This is a genomic window from Brenneria salicis ATCC 15712 = DSM 30166 (assembly GCF_003315515.1).
Classification (GTDB): Bacteria; Pseudomonadota; Gammaproteobacteria; order Enterobacterales; family Enterobacteriaceae; genus Brenneria; species Brenneria salicis.
The window spans coordinates 107,489-124,899 of the sequence record NZ_QNRY01000004.1 but is presented as its reverse complement, the minus strand read 5'-3'; the positions used below and the strand labels follow the sequence as shown (position 1 = coordinate 124,899).

The 17,411-nt window shown below is 56.9% G+C and carries 17 protein-coding genes; 6 read left to right on the top strand and 11 right to left on the bottom strand.

Translation table 11 applies throughout. The features are described 5' to 3' along the window. Positions 1-110 precede the first annotated feature (110 nt). The 6 genes from DES54_RS03705 (at position 111) to DES54_RS03680 (ending at position 6,842) form a co-directional block, all read left to right on the top strand. The gene (locus DES54_RS03705; RefSeq protein ID WP_113865262.1) at positions 111-1,157 is read left to right on the top strand and encodes an ABC transporter substrate-binding protein; all 1,047 of its coding nucleotides are present in this window, start codon (positions 111-113) and stop codon (positions 1,155-1,157) included. A gap of 267 nt (positions 1,158-1,424) precedes the next feature. Then, complete coding sequence (locus tag DES54_RS03700; RefSeq protein WP_113865261.1) at positions 1,425-2,696, top strand: ABC transporter permease; 1,272 nt, start codon at positions 1,425-1,427, stop codon at positions 2,694-2,696. A gap of 95 nt (positions 2,697-2,791) precedes the next feature. Beyond that, the gene (locus DES54_RS03695) at positions 2,792-3,610 is read left to right on the top strand and encodes an ABC transporter permease (RefSeq protein WP_113865260.1); all 819 of its coding nucleotides are present in this window, start codon (positions 2,792-2,794) and stop codon (positions 3,608-3,610) included. Positions 3,611-3,749: 139 nt separating this feature from the next. Further along, positions 3,750-4,484, top strand: a complete 735-nt coding sequence (locus DES54_RS03690; protein ID WP_113865259.1) for an SDR family NAD(P)-dependent oxidoreductase — start codon at positions 3,750-3,752, stop codon at positions 4,482-4,484. Next, on the top strand, positions 4,477-5,559 hold the full coding sequence (locus tag DES54_RS03685; RefSeq protein WP_240634919.1) for a phosphotransferase: 1,083 nt from the start codon (positions 4,477-4,479) through the stop codon (positions 5,557-5,559). The genes DES54_RS03690 and DES54_RS03685 overlap by 8 nt, the downstream gene beginning before the upstream one ends. Continuing rightward, complete coding sequence (locus tag DES54_RS03680) at positions 5,556-6,842, top strand: aspartate aminotransferase family protein (RefSeq protein ID WP_113865257.1); 1,287 nt, start codon at positions 5,556-5,558, stop codon at positions 6,840-6,842. The genes DES54_RS03685 and DES54_RS03680 overlap by 4 nt, the downstream gene beginning before the upstream one ends. Positions 6,843-6,871: 29 nt before the next feature. Here DES54_RS03680 and sctU read toward each other — a convergent pair whose 3' ends face one another. From sctU to sctW, 11 genes are read right to left on the bottom strand one after another with little or no spacing between them, the layout of a single operon-like run. Beyond that, a complete protein-coding gene (gene sctU, locus DES54_RS03675) occupies positions 6,872-7,951 on the bottom strand; it encodes a type III secretion system export apparatus subunit SctU (protein ID WP_113865256.1) in 1,080 nt (359 codons plus the stop codon). A 14-nt stretch (positions 7,952-7,965) separates the two neighbouring features. Further along, positions 7,966-8,766, bottom strand: coding sequence for a type III secretion system export apparatus subunit SctT (sctT, locus tag DES54_RS03670; RefSeq protein WP_113865255.1), 801 nt, complete (start codon positions 8,764-8,766; stop codon positions 7,966-7,968). A gap of 7 nt (positions 8,767-8,773) precedes the next feature. Continuing rightward, positions 8,774-9,034 (bottom strand): type III secretion system export apparatus subunit SctS, encoded by a 261-nt coding sequence (gene sctS / locus DES54_RS03665; protein ID WP_113865254.1) that lies wholly within the window; start codon positions 9,032-9,034, stop codon positions 8,774-8,776. A gap of 7 nt (positions 9,035-9,041) precedes the next feature. Beyond that, positions 9,042-9,695: a type III secretion system export apparatus subunit SctR gene (gene sctR / locus DES54_RS03660; protein WP_113865253.1), complete on the bottom strand. Its 654-nt coding sequence runs from the start codon at positions 9,693-9,695 to the stop codon at positions 9,042-9,044. After that, complete coding sequence (gene sctQ / locus DES54_RS03655; protein ID WP_113865252.1) at positions 9,692-10,780, bottom strand: type III secretion system cytoplasmic ring protein SctQ; 1,089 nt, start codon at positions 10,778-10,780, stop codon at positions 9,692-9,694. Before sctQ ends, sctR begins: the two co-directional genes overlap by 4 nt. Further along, the gene (locus tag DES54_RS03650) at positions 10,777-11,277 is read right to left on the bottom strand and encodes a type III secretion system HrpP C-terminal domain-containing protein (protein ID WP_113865251.1); all 501 of its coding nucleotides are present in this window, start codon (positions 11,275-11,277) and stop codon (positions 10,777-10,779) included. The genes sctQ and DES54_RS03650 overlap by 4 nt, the downstream gene beginning before the upstream one ends. After that, positions 11,274-11,711 carry a type III secretion protein gene (locus DES54_RS03645; RefSeq protein WP_113865250.1) on the bottom strand — a complete coding sequence of 146 codons (438 nt, stop codon included), beginning with the start codon at positions 11,709-11,711 and terminating at the stop codon, positions 11,274-11,276. The genes DES54_RS03650 and DES54_RS03645 overlap by 4 nt, the downstream gene beginning before the upstream one ends. Then, on the bottom strand, positions 11,701-13,065 hold the full coding sequence (gene sctN / locus DES54_RS03640) for a type III secretion system ATPase SctN (RefSeq protein WP_113865249.1): 1,365 nt from the start codon (positions 13,063-13,065) through the stop codon (positions 11,701-11,703). Before sctN ends, DES54_RS03645 begins: the two co-directional genes overlap by 11 nt. After that, positions 13,066-14,028 (bottom strand): FHA domain-containing protein, encoded by a 963-nt coding sequence (locus tag DES54_RS03635; protein ID WP_113865248.1) that lies wholly within the window; start codon positions 14,026-14,028, stop codon positions 13,066-13,068. A gap of 9 nt (positions 14,029-14,037) precedes the next feature. Then, entirely contained in the window at positions 14,038-16,140 is a 2,103-nt protein-coding gene (sctV, locus tag DES54_RS03630; RefSeq protein WP_113865247.1) for a type III secretion system export apparatus subunit SctV, read from the bottom strand. Continuing rightward, positions 16,137-17,285 carry a type III secretion system gatekeeper subunit SctW gene (sctW, locus tag DES54_RS03625; protein ID WP_113865246.1) on the bottom strand — a complete coding sequence of 383 codons (1,149 nt, stop codon included), beginning with the start codon at positions 17,283-17,285 and terminating at the stop codon, positions 16,137-16,139. Before sctW ends, sctV begins: the two co-directional genes overlap by 4 nt. Positions 17,286-17,411 lie beyond the last annotated feature (126 nt).

Genomic DNA, 17,411 nt, shown 5'->3' with positions numbered 1-17,411 from the left:
GAAATGGCACGATTTATGCTTTGTGTATGATACATGATGCATCAAAAAAGGCTTGATGTGCAATTGCCGTTTTTTCGTTGACTAACACAACACTCTCCAGGAGCCAAACCATGTTTAAAAGCAAAACGAGGTTGAAAAAAATTGCGGTATCCGCGTTTCTTGTCGCGATGGCCAGTCAGGTTCAGGCGGAAACCGTTACTGTCATTTCCTTTGGCGGCCTGAACAAGGACGCGCAGGATAAAGCGTTTTACAAACCGTTTGCCGCTGCCGGTAAAGGCACGGTTGAAGCTGGCGAGTACAACGGCGAAATGGCGCGTATCCGCGCGATGGTGGAAACCGGTCAGGTTGGCTGGGATGTGGTGGAAGTTGAAGGCCCGGAACTGATGCGCGGCTGTAATGAAGGGCTGTTTGAACCGCTCGACTGGTCGAAGCTGGGCGATCAATCCCAGTTTGTCAAAGGCGCGGTTTCAGAATGCGGCGCGGGTATTTTCCTGTGGTCGACGGCGCTGACTTACAACGCGCAAAAATTATCGCAGGCGCCGAAAGGCTGGGCGGATTTCTGGGATGTCAAAACTTACCCAGGAAAACGCGCACTGCGTAAAAGCGCCAAATTTACGCTGGAAATCGCGTTGTTGGCCGATGGCGTGAAACGTGAAGACTTGTACAAGGTGTTGGCGACGCCGGCCGGCGTTGATCGCGCGTTCAAAAAACTGGATCAGATCAAACCGAATATTCAATGGTGGGAATCCGGCGCGCAGCCTGTTCAATGGCTGGTTTCCGGCGATGTGGTGATGACGTCCGCCTACAATGGCCGGGTAGCGTCGGCGCAGAAAGAAGGACATGACTTCAGGATCGTCTGGTCCGACAGTATCTACGATCTGGATAGCTGGGCCATCGTCAAAGGTTCCAAACACAAGGCACTGGCAGAGCAATTCATTGCGTTCGCCAACCTGCCGGAAAATCAGAAAGTATTTGCGGAAAACATCCCTTACGGCCCAACGCACGTGAAAGCCATCACTATGCTGTCGCCTGATGTCGCCAAGAACCTGCCGACAGCGCCAGAAAACCTGGCAAGCGCTTTGCAGGTGGATACCGAGTTCTGGATTGATCACGGTGAAGAGTTGGAACAGCGTTTTAACGCCTGGTCCGCTCAGTAACGCATCGGCGGTTGAGCCGATGTCGCGGGGGATGAGAAATTTACCGTAGTGTAAAATTATCACCCCCCGCGTCGTTGCCGGAATGTGCTTTCTGGCAACGACGCGAAAAAAACCGCGATAAAAAGATGTTTGATACCCGATAAATCCGCCGGAAGCCGGTTTGACCACCGCTTGCAGCGACCCTGAAGGGACGAGGGCCACGGATGTGGCCGGTGGCAATGTGAAAAAGATGACGGGTATACCGTAAGTATGATGGAGATAAAGCCTATGTCCCAGAGCGAAATGCTGGCCGCCACGCCACCATCCAGCGAGAAAGAAGGGAATTCCCAACTGAAGCAGCAATTGCGCGCCGCGCAAGTCGTTTATAAAAGACGCTCAATGCTGCTGATTGCGCCACTATTTCTCTTTATTGTGGTGAGTTTCCTCTTCCCCATTATCTCGATTCTGGGAAAAAGCGTCTCAAACCCTGAACTGCGCGACACCATGCCGGCCACTATTGCGGCGATGCGCGACTGGTCTGGCGACGATATCCCGGATGAGTCGGTCTTCAAGGCGGTGATAAGCGATTTACGTGCAGCGCGCAGCGGCGGAAAACTGCCTACCATCACCAAACGTTTGGGTTACGAAGGTTCCGAATACCGGACGTTGATTACCCGCACGCTGCGAAAATTGCCGCCGGACGGCAGCAGCGATATTCGCGGACACCTGATCAGCGAACAGCCCTTATGGGGCGAACTCTCAACCTGGCGGACGCTGGAGCGCGCGTCGCGCCCGTTTACCAGTTATTACCTGCTTGCGGTGTTCGATCATAAAGTCGATGCCAAAACGCAGAATATTGTCGCCCAGCCGCCTCAACAGGCGCTGTATGTCGATGTTCTGCTACGTACCTTGCTGATGGCGGGGATCGTGACATTGCTGTGCGTCGGGCTGGGCTATCCGCTGGCTTACTGGCTGGCGAAGCAGCCCGCCAATCGCGCCAATTTACTGTTGATTCTGGTGCTCCTGCCGTTCTGGACATCACTGATCGTCCGTACCGCCAGTTGGATTGTGTTATTACAGTCCGGCGGCCTGATCAACCGCTCGCTGATGAGTATCGGCATTATCGATGAGCCGCTGGTATTGGTGTTTAACCGGGTCGGCGTCTACATTTCCATGACGCACATTTTGTTGCCGTTCTTTATTCTGCCGCTTTATGCGGTCATGAAAGGCATTTCGCCTAACTCTGTCCGTGCGGCGGTGTCGCTGGGCGCGCATCCCTTTATCGCGTTCTGGCGTGTGTATGTGCCGCAAACTTATGCGGGCGTCACGGCTGGCGCGTTGTTGGTCTTCATGATGGCGATTGGTTACTACATTACCCCCGCGTTGCTGGGAGGACCGAGCGACCAGATGTTGAGTTATTTCGTCGCCTTCTTCACCAATACGACCATGAACTGGGGAATGGCGGCGGCGTTGGGAACGCAATTGCTGGTCATTGTTACGCTGCTGTACATCGTGTACATCCGCATCACCCGCACCAATATGGAAAACGCGGCGCGTTAACCGGTCATCTATTGATGGTCGGACGCAATAAATTTCAGACGGCGGGCACTGCGGCCAGCCGTCTGAAAAGTAAAGAATAAACAAGGGGAAACGAAATGAGACAGCAGGGTGAAGTAGTTATCCGCTTGTGGAATACCTTTTTTAATTTTTATGGCGCGGCCATGTTGTTATTTCTGGTTGTGCCGGTACTGGTGATTGTGCCGCTTTCTTTTAACGCGGGTTCATTTCTCAGCTATCCGCTGACCGGATTTTCCCTGCGCTGGTATCACGAATTTTTCAACTCCAGCGCCTGGCTGGGCGCGCTGGGCAACAGCCTGCTGATTGCGCCGCTGGCGACGTTGTTGGCGACGGTGCTTGGCGTGCTGGCTTCGGTGGGGTTGGTGCGTGGCGAGTTTCGCGGAAAATCGCTGGTGATGGCGGTGCTGATATCGCCGATGATTGCGCCGGTGGTGATTGTGGCGGTCGGGATGTTCTTCTTCTTCGCCAAGCTATCGCTGCTGAACAGCTATCTTGGTCTGGTGCTGGCTCACGCCATGCTGGGCGTGCCGTTTGTGGTGATTACGGTGACGGCGGTACTGAAAAACTACGATCAGAATCTGACGCGCGCCGCAGCCAGTCTGGGTGCGCCGCCATTGCTGGCTTTTCGTAAAGTGACGTTCCCGCTGATTGCGCCGGGTGTTTTCTCCGGCGCGTTGTTCGCGTTCGCCACCTCGTTTGATGAAGTGATCGTCACGCTGTTTCTCGCCAGTCCGCGCCAGCGTACCCTGCCGTTGCAGATGTTCGCCGGTATCCGTGAGAATCTGGACCCGACGATTGCGGCGGCGGCCTCAATGATGGTGGGCGCCGCATTGATTTTATTAATTGTGATGGAGATCCTGCGCCGTCGTTCCGAGCGCCTGCGCAGCGGGCGCTGATGTTATCGATATAGATCTATCGCAAGCCTCTCGCTGATTGGCCGGAGGCGTCGGGCGGCTGAGCTTTCTCAGCTTTTTTTAACTGAATTTTTATGATGCATCAAACACCAAATGCATCGAATATCCGGAAGGTCACGCTATGACAGAGCAAAAGACATTACTGCTGACCGGGGCCAGTCGCGGAATTGGGCATGCCACCGTAAAACATTTCCATGCCGCGGGCTGGCGGATATTCACTGCTTCGCGCCAGAACTGGGTTGATGATTGTCCGTGGGCGGAAGGGCTGCTGAATCATATTCATCTTGATTTGGAAGATATCGATAGCCTGCAACAAACGTTGCCGTTGATTAAGGAAAAGCTGGATGGGCGGCTTGACGCGCTGGTGGATAACGCCGGGATTTCGCCGAAGGGCGCGGACGGCAGTCGTCTTGGCGTGCGTGACACCGATTACGCGATCTGGCTGCGGGTATTCAATGTGAACCTGTTTTCCTGCGCGCTACTGGCGAATGGCCTGTTTGATGAACTGAAGGCGTCGCAAGGGAGCGTCATTAACGTGACATCGATTGCCGGTTCCCGCGTTCATCCGTTCGCGGGGGCGGCCTATGCCACCTCCAAAGCCGCGCTGTCGGCGTTGACGCGAGAAATGGCTTTTGATTTCGGCCAGCACGGAGTGCGGGTCAATGCTATTGCGCCGGGTGAAATTGAAACCTCGATCCTGTCTCCCGGGACGGGCGAAATCATCGAACGGCAAGTGCCGATGCAGCGCCTGGGTAAGCCGGAGGAAGTCGCCAGCCTGATCTATTTCCTGTGTACCGCCGGGGCATCCTACGTCAATGGCGCGGAAATTCACGTCAATGGAGGTCAGCATGTCTAACCCGCAACCGCTGTCGTCGTGTGATGCGCGGCTTATCGACGATGATCTGATGACCCAATCCGTTCCGCAAGTCTCCTGCCGGCAGGCGGCGGATATCGCGTGGCAACAGTATGGTTTGCGCGGCGAGGTCAGGCTGTTGCAGGGCGAACGCGATCTGAACTTCTGTCTGACGGTTTCGCCCGCGCAGCGCTACATGCTGAAAGTGATTAATGCGGCGGAGTCGGCAGAGGTGAGTCATTTTCAGACCTCGCTATTGCAACATATTGCACAGCAGGCGCCGGATTTGCCGATCCCCAAGGTGGTTATGACGCGTGACCGGCAGGCGGAATTGATCATCGAGATCGCAGGGAAGCCGCTGAGAGTTCGTCTGGTCAGTTACCTTGAGGGTACGCCGCAGCACCTGGCTTTTCCGTCCGTGGCGTTGATGCATCATCTGGGCGATACGCTGGCGCGACTGGATCGGGCGCTGGGCAATTTTTCTCATTCTGCGGCGAACCGTTCACTGTTATGGGATATCAGCCGGGCGGAACAAGCGCGGCCTTATTTGACCTTCGTACAGGATGCGCGGCAACGCCAGCGCATCAGTCCTATTTTCGAACGCTATGATGAATTTATTGCGCCTGCGTTGATCGCGTTGCGCCGCCAGACTATTCATAACGATCTCAACCCGCATAACGTGCTGGTTAATACGCAATATCCGACGCAGGTGGCGGGAGTGATTGATTTTGGCGATGCGTTGCATGCGCCCTTGGTATGCGAACTGGCGACGGCGCTGGCGTATCAGGTAAGCGACAGTGCCGATCCGTTTGAATACGTGATGCCGTTTGTTGCCGCCTACCACCGGCAATTGCCGTTGACCAGCAAAGAAATCGCGTTGTTGCCGGATCTGATCGCCACGCGAATGGCGTTGACGATGACCATTTCGCAATGGCGAGCCTCGCGCTATCCCGCCAATAGGGATTATCTGCTGCGCAACCTGTCGCGCTGCTGGCGCGGCCTGAACCAAATAATGAATTATTCCAACGAGCAGTGTATCTCAAGGCTGCGACAGGCCTGCTATCAGGAGGAAACATGAGTAAAGTGACGTCGTCACAAAAAACGACCGGCAAAAATGACTTATTGTCCCGCCGCCAGCGCGTGCTGGGCAGCGGATACCGCCTGTTTTACGAGCAACCGTTGCAAGTGGCGCGCGGTGAAGGCGTCTGGCTATTTGATCATCTGGGTAATCGCTATCTGGATGTGTACAACAACGTAGCGTCTGTCGGTCACTGTCATCCGGCGGTGGTCGAGGCGATAGCCCGGCAAAGCGCCGCATTGAATACCCATACCCGCTATCTGCATGAGGCCATCGTCGATTTTGCCGAAGATCTGCTGACGGAATTTCCGCCTGAACTAAACAATGTGATGTTTACCTGCACCGGCAGCGAAGCCAACGATTTAGCGCTGCGCGTGGCCCGACATGTTACCGGCGGCAGCGGCGTGCTGGTTACCCGCTGGGCGTACCACGGCGTGACCAGCGCGTTGGCTGAGCTTTCCCCGTCGCTGGGCGGCGGCGTGCCGCGCGGCAATCACGTAAAACTGATTGCCGCGCCCAATCAATATCGTCACCCTGGCGAGTTTATCGCCAGCATTCGGGCGGCGCTCACGGAGATGGAACAGGAAGGCATTCGGCCTGCGGCGTTGTTGGTGGATACCATTTTTTCCAGCGACGGCGTGTTCTGCGCGCCGCCAGGGGAGATGGCGCAGGCCGCCGCGCTTATTCGTCAGGCCGGAGGACTGTTTATCGCCGATGAGGTGCAGCCCGGATTTGGTCGTACCGGGGAGAAAATGTGGGGTTTCGTGCGGCATGGCGTCGTCCCCGATTTGGTGAGTCTGGGGAAACCGATGGGTAATGGTCATCCCATCGCAGGGCTGGTCGGGCGTTCGGCGCTGTTCGACGCGTTTGGCCGCGATGTGCGTTACTTCAACACCTTCGGCGGCAACCCGGTTTCCTGTCAGGCGGCGCACGCCGTGTTGCGGGTGATCCGTGAAGAACAGTTACGACAGAATGCGCAGCGGGTCGGCGATTATCTGCATCAGGGGTTAACGCAACTGGGGCGGGAATTTTCGCTGCTGGGCGATATCCGTGCTTACGGGTTGTTTATCGGGGTGGAACTGGTGACGGATCGGGTGCAAAAAATCCCCGCCGGGACGCAGGCGGCAAACGTGGTGAATGAGATGCGGCGGCGCGGCGTGTTGATCAGCGCCACCGGTCCCGCCGCCAATATCCTGAAAATTCGTCCGCCGCTGGTATTCAAAGAAGAGCATGCCGATGTGTTTCTGAATACGCTGAGTGATGTGCTGAAGCAACTACGTTAGGCAGAAAAATGGGATGGCGTCTGCGGACATTACTCCATCTCGATAATGTCCCTTTTTTGATCGGCTTCCAATTGACGTAAAACACGGTATACCTGCGCCACGGCTTGCAGCGTTTCGCGTGGGATGTAATGGCCTTCCGGCGTGCTGCGATAAAGCGTGCGGGTCAGCCAGATGAAACGGATAATCGGGATCTCGGCTTTTTGGGCCTGAGCGATAAATTGTCGGGCCTCCTGATCCTCGGCTTTACAGACAATGCGCGGCAGCGGCGTTTTTCCTGGTCGATAGTAAAGCGCCACCGCATAATGCGTGGGGTTGACCAACAGCAAATCCGCATCCTCCACCTGTCCTTTGGGTTTTTCTTCCGCCGGTTGGTTCGCCATCTCGTTCGCCAGGGCTTTGCGGTGGCTTTTCATATGCGGATCGCCTTCAGAATCCTTGTGCTCGTTGCGCAGATCCTGATGGCTCATGCGCTGCTGTTTGAGGAAAAAGTATTTTTGCAGACCGAAATCCATCACTGAGAGAACCAGCAGCGCGGTGAGCGTGGTGCGGGCGATCCGGGTCAACAGCGCTTTCACCCCTTGCCAGAATCCGTTCAAATCGCCGTAAGCCAGTTCCACCAACGCTTCCAGTTCCGGCACCACGACCTTGTAAAACACCGTGCCGATGACGGCCGCTTTCAGGATGTTGGTCAGCATTTCCGTCAGCTTACGCATGGAAAACATCTGTTTGATGTGATTAATCGGATTTATCCGATTCAGATCGAGCTTTAACGCTTCGGTGGCGAACAGCGGCCCGTACTGGAGCCAGCCGCCGGCAATACGCAGCAATACGGCAACCGCCGCCGCCAGTATACAAAACAGTGCCGTAAGCGCGGCGGCTTCATGGAATATCTCTTTTGCCGCCAGTCCGAAGGGTGTATTCAGCCGCTGAAGCGGAAGTGCGATCAACGCCTGCAACTTTCCCATAGTGCTATCCGCCAGCCCCAGCACGCACTCGATCAGTCCAACGCAGATCAGTAACTTGGGTACGTCCTGACTTTGCCCGACTTCCCCTTTGCGTCGTGCGTCATCAAGCTTTTTCTTGGTGGGTTTTTCCGTTTTTTCACTCATTGGCGGTTACTTGGTTAGTTTCCCGGTTGGCGGAAAATAAGCGGCAGCAGATGTTTCAAATCCGGCAGCGTCAATATCTTCTGTCCGCCCAGATAGTGTAGAACCGGCAGATAAATGACAAAAAACGCCATTCCTACCAGACATTTGGCCGGCATGGATAACACGAATACCTGTAGTTGCGGACTGTAGAGGCTGAGCAGCGAAATACTGAATTCCAGCAACAGCAACAGCGCGACCAGCGGGCCGGCATAGAGCACCAGATGGGTAAAGGTTTCGGTCAACAATTTCAGGTAGACTTCAAAACCGATTTCGCCGGGAGCGGGCAGCCAGGCGAGCGCGGGCCATAGACGGTAGCTGTCCCACAGCAGTTGCGTCAGCCCGCCAATACCAAAAGTAATGACCAGCAGCAGGATGATCAGTTGCTTGAGCAGGTGACCGAGCGGCGTACTGTCGGAGCCCAGCGCCGGGTTAAGTTGTCCACCCATCAACGCGCCGCGCTGGTTATCGAACAGCGCGCCCACGGATTCAAACAACCAGAACGGCATCGCCAGTATCAGGGCGAGCAGTAGCCCGACAATCAATTCCTTCAGCAACAGCGCGGGCAGCATCGGCCAGGAGAGCGGCGCTTGCAGCAACTGCTGCTGGATAACCGGCGCGGGCAACAGCGTCAGGGAGATCACCACCGCGCTGCGCAGCATCCCTTTCAGCACATTGAGCGAGAACGCCGGAACCAGAATAAAGCACGGATAAATCCGTGCTATCCCCAGCATGATGGCAATAATGAAATCATACACATACTGAATGGTGGTGATCATAGGCGTCTCAGACTCCGGTATGCTGGATCATATTGAAGGCGGCGATCGCCAACTGCATCAGTTCGACGCCAATCCAGCGACCGGAAAGCGCCAGCGCCAGCCCGACGGAAACCAGCTTGATGGCAAACGGCAGCGTCTGATCCTGCAACTGCATAACAGCCTGCAATAGCGAGATCAGGACGCCGACAATCACCGCGACCAGCAATGGCGGCGCGGAGAGCATCACCACCAGCACCATCGCTTGTCGGAAAAGGGTAATAATCTCCATAATGTCCTCACAGATAGCTGTAAAAAAGGCCGTCGAGCAAACGTGTCCAGCCGTTGACCAGTACGAACAGCAATAGCTTCAGCGGCAGAGAAAGCGTCGTCGGGGCAACCATTTGCATACCCAGCGCCAGCAGGACATTCGACACAATCAGGTCGATAACAATGAACGGGATGTAAATCAGAAAGCCTATTTTGAAACCGGCTTGCAGTTCGGACAGCACAAACGCCGGGATCACCAGCAGCAGGTTTTGCGTATTGACGTTCTCCGACATCGACGCCGGCCACATGCGCAGGCTGTTTTCATGCAAATGGGTGAGAATGTCTGGATCAGTATTGCGCGACATAAACGTTTGCAATGGCGTCAGCACGTAGTTGGCGCTTTCCTGTAGCGCCGTGATATCGCTCAGATCCAGCGGCTTTTCCTGCACTCGTGTACTGATATCCTGAAAGATCGGAGCCATGACAAAAACCGTGGCGGCCAAAGCGATGCCATACAGCGCCATATTCGGCGGCACCTGCTGCACGCCGATGGCGTTACGCGTGATCAATAGCACCACCGCAATCTTCAGAAAGCAGGTGCAGACCACCATCATCAACGGGATCAGCGATAACGCGCCGAGAAACAGCGCGAACATGACCGGATCGAATCCCCCGGAGGTCATGATTGCTGCTCCTGCGCGGCTGTCGCGGCATCCAGCCCGGTCAACAACCGGGTGATCTGTAATCCCAGTTTGCCTTCCACATCCACCAGTTCACCTTGCGCCAGCGGCAGGTCGGCGTGATAGAGCCAGGCTTCGCCAGGCGTTGTATGATTTAACGTCAACACCGTGCCGCTGGTCAGACGCTGTAACGTCGACAAGGGGACGGTGACGTTGCCGCAGCGGATATGAAGCGTGATTGGCAGCGGCGGCAATGGGGCGCAAGCAGTATGTTCAGCAGAGCTTTCAGTGACGTTGTCACTATCGATATCGAAATCGGCATTGGTATAATTTTCAGGTGTCAGTGCGTCAAAATCAGTATTCACGGGGAGATTCTCCAGGTCAGTGACTGTAAAGTGATAAGGGGCCAGCCCATCCAGTTGCAGCATGCCGTGCAGACGCCATGGCGTCATCACCAGGGTTCCCTGGCCTGAGGGTAAAAAATAAGGGCGGTTCGGCACCATCAGGTCGCCGGGCCGCATGTCGCGCAGCGCGGCGATGGTCAGCGCCACCTCCGCCAGCACCAGCGGCGCGGTGACGGTGAATTGTGGCGGGATGGCGCGATACGCTTGTCGCCAGCCGGGGGTGGCGAGCAGCGACAGCCAGGTCGCCAGTGGCGCGACCATCAGGCTGCGGGCGCGGATATCGCCCCAATCAACCGTCAGCCAGCCGGAGAGTGCATCCTCATCGCTCAGCGGCGCGTCGTCCGGCTGAATTTCGCCCAGCAGCGTATGTATTGACGGGCTGAGCGACTGGTTATAGAGCGTCCAGTACCACGCCTGTGATGATTCGCTGGGGTTATCGAGCGGTAGCAGCGGACAATCGGCCAGCAGGCTCAGCACCGGCGAAGGGTCGGCCAGCGCAAAAGCGCCATGATCACAGCGCCAGCCGTGGGTGGCCGCGTGCGGCTGGCCCTTTGCCAGATGCAGATGCAGCGCGCCGGCCTGATTTTCACGGGAAAAAGGCAGCGTCATGCCAGCCGCCAACCGCTGTCTGACCTGGGCTTGCCCGACGCTCATGACGGACAGCGTCAGTGGCCGGATACTCATCGGCAGGACTCCCTGACGTCGAAACGCAGATTCACCGGGCAGTCCAGCGCATCAGATAAGGCGCGACGGCAGGATTCGCGCCGATCTTTCAGGCTCTGATAGCTTTCCCGACTAAATCGCAACGCGATGTCCCAACCTCGCGGCGCCAGCGTCGCCAGCCGTGCATCGATATCGCCCAATTGCGGGAGTTGCAGACTAAATGAAAACGGCGGATAGCTGATGTTATCCAGCGCTTCCAGCAATTCGGTCTGCAAGGGCGCCCATTGCGCCGGTGTTGCCGCTGGCGAGGGTTCGGTATCGCCGCTGGCGCTGACGGTGCTGAAGGGCGTCAGGGGTACGAACGGCACGGCCTGTTCCACCGCCTGCTCAAAGCCGTCGAAAAACGTAAAGGTTTCCCAGAAGCCATCATCGGCCAGGGGCGTGGATTTGCCATGTTGGGCGCTAAAGGGCAGGCGGCCAGACAAGGCGTCTGGCGGGGACGTCAGTCGGTTGTTCATGCGCTCTCCTGAGGCAGCGTTAGCAGGAATTCCAGTTTCTCGACGGCTTTTTGACACTGATGCGTCGTTTGCCGGGCGGTTTCAACCTGGTTTTGTTGGTTTTGATGTTGTTGCTGGCTGGTTTCGCACTGCTGAATTTCGGCGCCGATGGCTTGCAGGAGTCGTTGTTCGTCCGCCAACTGTTTTTTCAGGTCGTCCAGTGATTGCTGACGGCCTTGCACCTGTTGGATAAATGCCGAGCGCTGCTGCCGGCAATCCTGCCGCAACGTCGCCAATTGCTGTTGATGCGCCTGATGCTGCTCTTCAATGCGGATCAACATCTGCTCTTCCTGATGTTGTTGCCGCTCGCTGCGGCTCAGGCGCTGACGGCGTATCGGCAACAGCAGATTAAGCGTGGCCTGCAATTCGTTGGGTTCGGTCTGATCATGAGGCATAGGCGCTGACTCCGGTTAACTGTTGCTGGATAACGTCATACGGCATGGGATCGCGCATCGACTGACGCAAAAACTGGGTGATTTCCGGGTGGGCGTTGACCGCCGCATCGGTCAGGGCATCGTGGCCGGGTTGGTATTCACCCAGCCGGATCAGCATTTCCACCTGTTTATAAGCCGCCATCAGACGGCGCAGCGCGTTGGCGTGCTGCTGATGCGTCGAGTCCACCACGTTGCTCATGGTTCGGCTCAGACTGGCCAGCACGTCGATGGCGGGATAATGCCCTTGCTCCGCCAGTCGTCGGGTCAGCACAATGTGGCCGTCAATCAGGGAGCGGACCTCATCCGCCACCGGATCATTCATGGAATCCTGCTCGATCAGCACCGAATAGAGCGCGGTGATGGCGCCCTCCTGAGTTTGTCCGGCGCGCTCCACCAGCCGAGGCAGCAGGGTATATACCGAGGGCGGCAGCCCGCCGCGTCCCTGAGGTTCGCCGAGCGCCAGACCGATTTCGCGCTGGGCGCGGGCGAAGCGTGTCAACGAGTCGAGAATCAACAGGACCTGTTTTCCGGCGGCGCGGTAGGCTTCGGCGATAGCGGTGGCGGTAAACGCCGCGCGCGCGCGTTCCATACTGCTGCGATCGGAGGTAGAACACACCAGCACGGTGCGGCTGCGCAAGGCATCATCCAGTTCGTGGTCGAGAAATTCACGTAGTTCACGGCCACGCTCGCCGATTAGACCAAAAACAATGGCGTCGCATGGCGTATTACGCGCCAGTTCCGCCAGCAACGTGGTTTTCCCACAGCCCGCGCCCGCAAAAATACCGACGCGCTGGCCCTGACCGATGGTCAGCAGACCATCGACCGCCCGCAATCCGGTGGGCAGCGGCGCGCTGATCCGGGGACGGGCGGTGGGCGGCGGCGCATCGCCCAGTACCGGCATGACGTTATCTTGCCGGGAACCGGGTTCGACAAACGCGCTTACGCCGCCGTCTTCCAGCGCCCGACCAAAACCATCCAGCACGCTGCCAAGCAGCGCGTCGGAAACCTGAATGCAATGAGGCTGATACAAGGGCGTGACAATCGCGCCTTGCGCAATGCCATCCAGCGCCCCCAGCGCGGATAAAAAGGTGTTCTCCGGGCTGAAACCCACCACTTCCGCCATCATCTGGCTGCCATCTTTCCGGGCGACCAGACACAGGTCGCCGATACGCGCCTGCGGTAAACCGCACTCCAGCAGGATGCCGCTGACAGCCAGCACGCGTCCTTTCAGATCAACAGGCGCGTAACCGGATAAGTGGCGTTGCTGTTGCGCAACCCATTGGTTAATCAATGGAAATGGCGTGATTGCTTGCATTTACCAATTCACCTTTATCTGCTGTTTGCCGTTAAATTCAATTTGATTCTCGTTGATACTGACCAGCCGCAGATTGTCGATCTCATCGCCGACAAAAAAGCGTCTGCCGTCAGCGGTGACCACGTTGGCGCGTGCGCCGCCGGTGACCTGCACAATCTGAAACGGCAATTGCGTCGTTCTCAGCCGGGTGCGGTTATCGATGGTTAGCGCGGTTCTATAACGTTGGTGGAGTTGAACCAGCATCCGTTCCAGCTTTTTTTGCGTGTCCGGCGTTAAATGTCCTGTCAGAGTGATGCGATCCTGGCTGGAGGCCAGCTTCACTACCTCGTCCAATTCCCGCTCGCGCAACATGGTGCGCAGCACGCTGTTCAGTTGCGGCAGCGTGCCCAGCGCAAGACGGGTATCCTGGGGCGAGGGCGCGGAAGACATGGCGACGCTCTCCTGTAATTGCCAACTGCCCACCATGACCAGCAGCAGCAAACAGAGCAGCAAGTAACACCCCTTGGCCCATAGCGGCAGGCGCGTGGCCGTGGGCGGCGGCGGGTTAGGGACGGGATCGTCAGCGCTGAGGCTCTGCTCGGCGGCAACCGGCTCCGCCTCCGGCGTCTCTTCGGTTTCGGCGGCGGACAACGGCGCGGGATCGTCATCCTGCCAGGGCGTATCGGCGGCGACCACGCACAGCCAGATCTGACCCGCGGCAAAAGGCGTTCCGGGCGGCAGGACGTCAATCCCGGTGACCGCATGCCCTTCCGCGTTGCACAATGCGCCCTCGCGCGCGCAGAGCGACCAGACCGCCTCGGCGGTATCCGACGGGGTCATGGTCAACTGACAGTGATAGGACTTGATGCCCGGATCGTAGAGCACCAGATCGGCGTCGTCCGCCGCGCCCACCAGCCAGGATGAACCGCTCAGGGGCAGCGCGGCGCCACGATGTAAACCACTCAGCACGCGTAACTCAAACATATCTTTTTCCTATGCGCTAAAGGGATCGTTGGTTTCGTACAAATCAAGCCGTCCGATGACGTTGATCGATAGATTGGATTCCAGTTCGGTAAATGACAGTACCGGGACATGGTGAAATTCGTCCTGCAACAGCGTGCGCAACGGGCTTCTGAGATCTTGCGCGACCAGCACCAGCCCGGATAGCAATGAATAAGGCGGAAACGCCCGGCGCAACTGCTCCTGTAACGTGGCGGCATAGTCCTGGGCCAGCGCGAAGAAGGTTTCGTTTTGCGTCTGGCGCAGCGCGTCACGCAACAGTTCTTCGCTTTCCGGCGTGAGCAGCCAGACGTGCAGGTTGTTTTGCTGGCTGTACTGGTGGCAGATTTGCGATTTCAAGGCCAGACGCACGTAATCGGTCAACACATGGGTATCGCGTTCGTGCTGGCCGACTTCGATCAGCGCTTCGGCGATCGGACGCACAGAACGCAGAGGGACGCGTTCTGCCGCCAGCCGTTGTAATACGCTGGCGAAACGCGAAAGCGGCATGATCCGTTGTAGCTCCTGCGCCAGTTCCGGCTGTTCGCTCTCCAGCCAGGACATAATGGATTTGGTTTCCTGCAATCCGATGAATTGCGCGCCAGTGCGGTGAATGGTGTTCTCCATGCGGGTAAGAATGAGTTGCGCCGCCGACTGGCCGACTTGATCTTCCTGTTGTAATGCCGGGTGCGAGGCCGGCAGCCACATCCAGTGATGTTCTTCCCGTAATGCTAAGCCGGGTTGGTATTCGCCACGCGTTTGCTCGTCAGCCGAAATAACCGGAATGGCCCGCAGATCGGGAGCAAACGTGGCTTTGATATAGGGAATTTCATAGACGCAGAATTGAAATTCGTCTTCCGGCAGTTGAGCGCTGTAATCAATATCAAACGAGGGCAGCGTGAAGCCAAACTGGAAGACCAGCCGATTGCGCAGACGGCGAATATCCTGGATCAGGGCTTGCGCGTCGGCCTTTTCCTCCCAGACAGGGTGAAAAAGCAGTAAATAGGTGCGTGTGGGATTGAAGCGCCGTAAATCCTGATAGCCATTTTGTTCCGGCGGCAGGTTATCGGCTTCCAGTTGACTCTCATCCAGCAGCCCTTGTTGTTTGATACGCCAAAGCTGAAACAGACCGCTACCCAGCGAGGCGAGGCTGATGATGACAAACACTGCGGTCGGCATGCCGGGCAGCAGGGCAAAACCGAACATGCCGATGGCGGAGATAATCCAGGCCTTGGGCTGGCTGGTCAGTTGTTCGGCGATTTCCCGGCCAATATTGGCGTCAACTTTTTGTCCGTCCGCCGAGACGCGGGTGATGATCATCCCCGCCGTCAGGGAGATCAGCAACGCGGGGATCTGGGCGATCAGCCCGTCGCCGATGGTGAGCACCGAATAGACATGCATGGCGTCCGCTGCGGCCATGCCATGCTGCAATACGCCAATGGCAAAGCCGCCGATCATGTTGATAAACACAATCACCAGTGAGGCGATGGCATCGCCTTTGACGAATTTCATCGCCCCGTCCATCGCGCCGAACAACTGACTTTCCTTAGCCAGATTTTCACGCCGTTGCCTCGCCTGGCGAGCTTCAATCAGTCCGGCGCGCAGATCGCTGTCGATAGACATCTGTTTACCGGGCATGGCGTCAAGGGTAAAACGCGCCGCGACTTCCGCCACGCGTTCGGAACCTTTGGTGATGACCATAAAGTTCACCACGGTCAGAATCAGGAAGATAACCAGCCCCACCGCCAGATTACCGCCGACCACGAAATTACCGAACGCCTCCACAATGTGTCCGCCGTCCTGTTGCAGCAGGATCTGGCGCGTGGTGGAAATGGACAACGCCAGCCGAAACATGGTGGTCAACAGCAGCACCGCCGGGAAAGTGGAGAACGCCAGCGGTTTGGGAAGATACATCGCCAGCACGATCAGCAGCGAAGAAATACAGATGTTAAAGGCGATAAGTACGTCAATCAGGGCGGTCGGCAGCGGAATAATCATCATGAATACAATCGACATGACGATGACGGCGCCCACGACTTCAGAGCGTTGCATCGCGCTCAAGGCAATACGGTTGAGCCAGACGATCAGCAGATTCATGCCGTGCCCTTACCTTGTGATTGCGCCGCCTGATGTTTTTCATACAGCGCAAGCTCGCCTATCAGTCCGCGAATCAATTGCAGCGCGGTTTGCCGGTTTTTGGCGTCACGCCATAGCGGTTGAGGCAATTCGTTGACCAACGGTAACAGCGCATTGAAAAATAGCGATTGATGCTGGAGTTGCGAACCCGCGACTTCCCGTCCGAGGTTGTGTAAATCGCGGGCATAGGCGCCGTTAGCGCTCAGGCCGATCAACCTGCGGGTCAAATCAACCGCACCCATCGTAAATTCGGGGAGTTTGGTCGCCAGTCGGCTGAGCATGGCCTGACTGGATGACAACGTATGACTAAGGTGTTTGGCGTCATGCAGGTTGCTGAGCATTTTATTTAATACCGGTTTGGAAATGGACGGCGCCAGTGAAGCGATATCCGCCGCCAGCGCCCGCTGCATGGTTCGCAAACCGACCGAAAAAGAGGCGGCGTCAAAACGCTCCAGTAATGCATCCAGCAGCGAACTGGCCGACTGTTGATGCACAATTTTCTGGTAGTAGAGTTCGCGCATCGCCTGCTTCTGTTCCGGCTGCGTACTGAACAGTGAAATCGCAGCCGCGGTGTTCAATCCCGCCCTGACTTCCGGGCCTTTTTCCGTATGCAACTGTTGCAGCGCCTGTTCCGCGGCCGCAGCCACCTCTGGCGCGTGTTGCGCCGATTGACTGTGCACATGACGCAGCAGAATGTCGCCGCGCGCCGGGTCATTGCCGGCGGCGGTCAGAATAGCGTTCAGATCCGGCGGCGTTTCTTGCATCAGCAGGCTGCGCATCCGGCCAATCTGTTGATCCAGCGTATTCTGCGATGAATTTTCCAGCATGCGGAACAATTCAGTCAGTTTTTCAATGCGCTCGACATTGGCGCCGGCACGCACGTCCGGCTGAGAGATGTTACGGCGACTCAGTGATTTACTTCTGCGTTCGGCCTGTTCGCCGAATGCCATCGCGATCTCCTCCATGGACGTCGATAGCGCCGGCGCCGCAGGCGTATGGTGCGGCGAGGTTTTCTGCGGCGCTGTTGGGGCGGCAGGGCCATCATCCATCGTAACGGGGCTGGGGATTGACGTATTGACAGGCATGGCGCCTGAAATTTTTATCATGGTGGTGTCCTGCATGGATCAACAAAAGTGTTGTTGTGTGGCAGGAAAACATCATGGGTTCCACCCTGGGACGTTATTCGGTGAGAGAAGGGGGATAAGCTAAATAATATAAATGAAATACTATTT

Excerpts from the sequence above, each read along its gene's own strand:
- DES54_RS03705 (WP_113865262.1), top strand. The coding sequence starts at position 111 with ATGTTTAAAAGCAAAACGAGGTTGAAAAAAATTGCGGTATCCGCGTTT.
- DES54_RS03700 (WP_113865261.1), top strand. The coding sequence starts at position 1,425 with ATGTCCCAGAGCGAAATGCTGGCCGCCACGCCACCATCCAGCGAGAAA.
- DES54_RS03695 (WP_113865260.1), top strand. The coding sequence starts at position 2,792 with ATGAGACAGCAGGGTGAAGTAGTTATCCGCTTGTGGAATACCTTTTTT.
- DES54_RS03690 (WP_113865259.1), top strand. The coding sequence starts at position 3,750 with ATGACAGAGCAAAAGACATTACTGCTGACCGGGGCCAGTCGCGGAATT.
- DES54_RS03685 (WP_240634919.1), top strand. The coding sequence starts at position 4,477 with ATGTCTAACCCGCAACCGCTGTCGTCGTGTGATGCGCGGCTTATCGAC.
- DES54_RS03680 (WP_113865257.1), top strand. The coding sequence starts at position 5,556 with ATGAGTAAAGTGACGTCGTCACAAAAAACGACCGGCAAAAATGACTTA.
- sctU (WP_113865256.1), bottom strand. The coding sequence starts at position 7,951 with ATGAGTGAAAAAACGGAAAAACCCACCAAGAAAAAGCTTGATGACGCA.
- sctT (WP_113865255.1), bottom strand. The coding sequence starts at position 8,766 with ATGATCACCACCATTCAGTATGTGTATGATTTCATTATTGCCATCATG.
- sctS (WP_113865254.1), bottom strand. The coding sequence starts at position 9,034 with ATGGAGATTATTACCCTTTTCCGACAAGCGATGGTGCTGGTGGTGATG.
- sctR (WP_113865253.1), bottom strand. The coding sequence starts at position 9,695 with ATGACCTCCGGGGGATTCGATCCGGTCATGTTCGCGCTGTTTCTCGGC.
- sctQ (WP_113865252.1), bottom strand. The coding sequence starts at position 10,780 with ATGAGTATCCGGCCACTGACGCTGTCCGTCATGAGCGTCGGGCAAGCC.
- DES54_RS03650 (WP_113865251.1), bottom strand. The coding sequence starts at position 11,277 with ATGAACAACCGACTGACGTCCCCGCCAGACGCCTTGTCTGGCCGCCTG.
- DES54_RS03645 (WP_113865250.1), bottom strand. The coding sequence starts at position 11,711 with ATGCCTCATGATCAGACCGAACCCAACGAATTGCAGGCCACGCTTAAT.
- sctN (WP_113865249.1), bottom strand. The coding sequence starts at position 13,065 with ATGCAAGCAATCACGCCATTTCCATTGATTAACCAATGGGTTGCGCAA.
- DES54_RS03635 (WP_113865248.1), bottom strand. The coding sequence starts at position 14,028 with ATGTTTGAGTTACGCGTGCTGAGTGGTTTACATCGTGGCGCCGCGCTG.
- sctV (WP_113865247.1), bottom strand. The coding sequence starts at position 16,140 with ATGAATCTGCTGATCGTCTGGCTCAACCGTATTGCCTTGAGCGCGATG.
- sctW (WP_113865246.1), bottom strand. The coding sequence starts at position 17,285 with ATGATAAAAATTTCAGGCGCCATGCCTGTCAATACGTCAATCCCCAGC.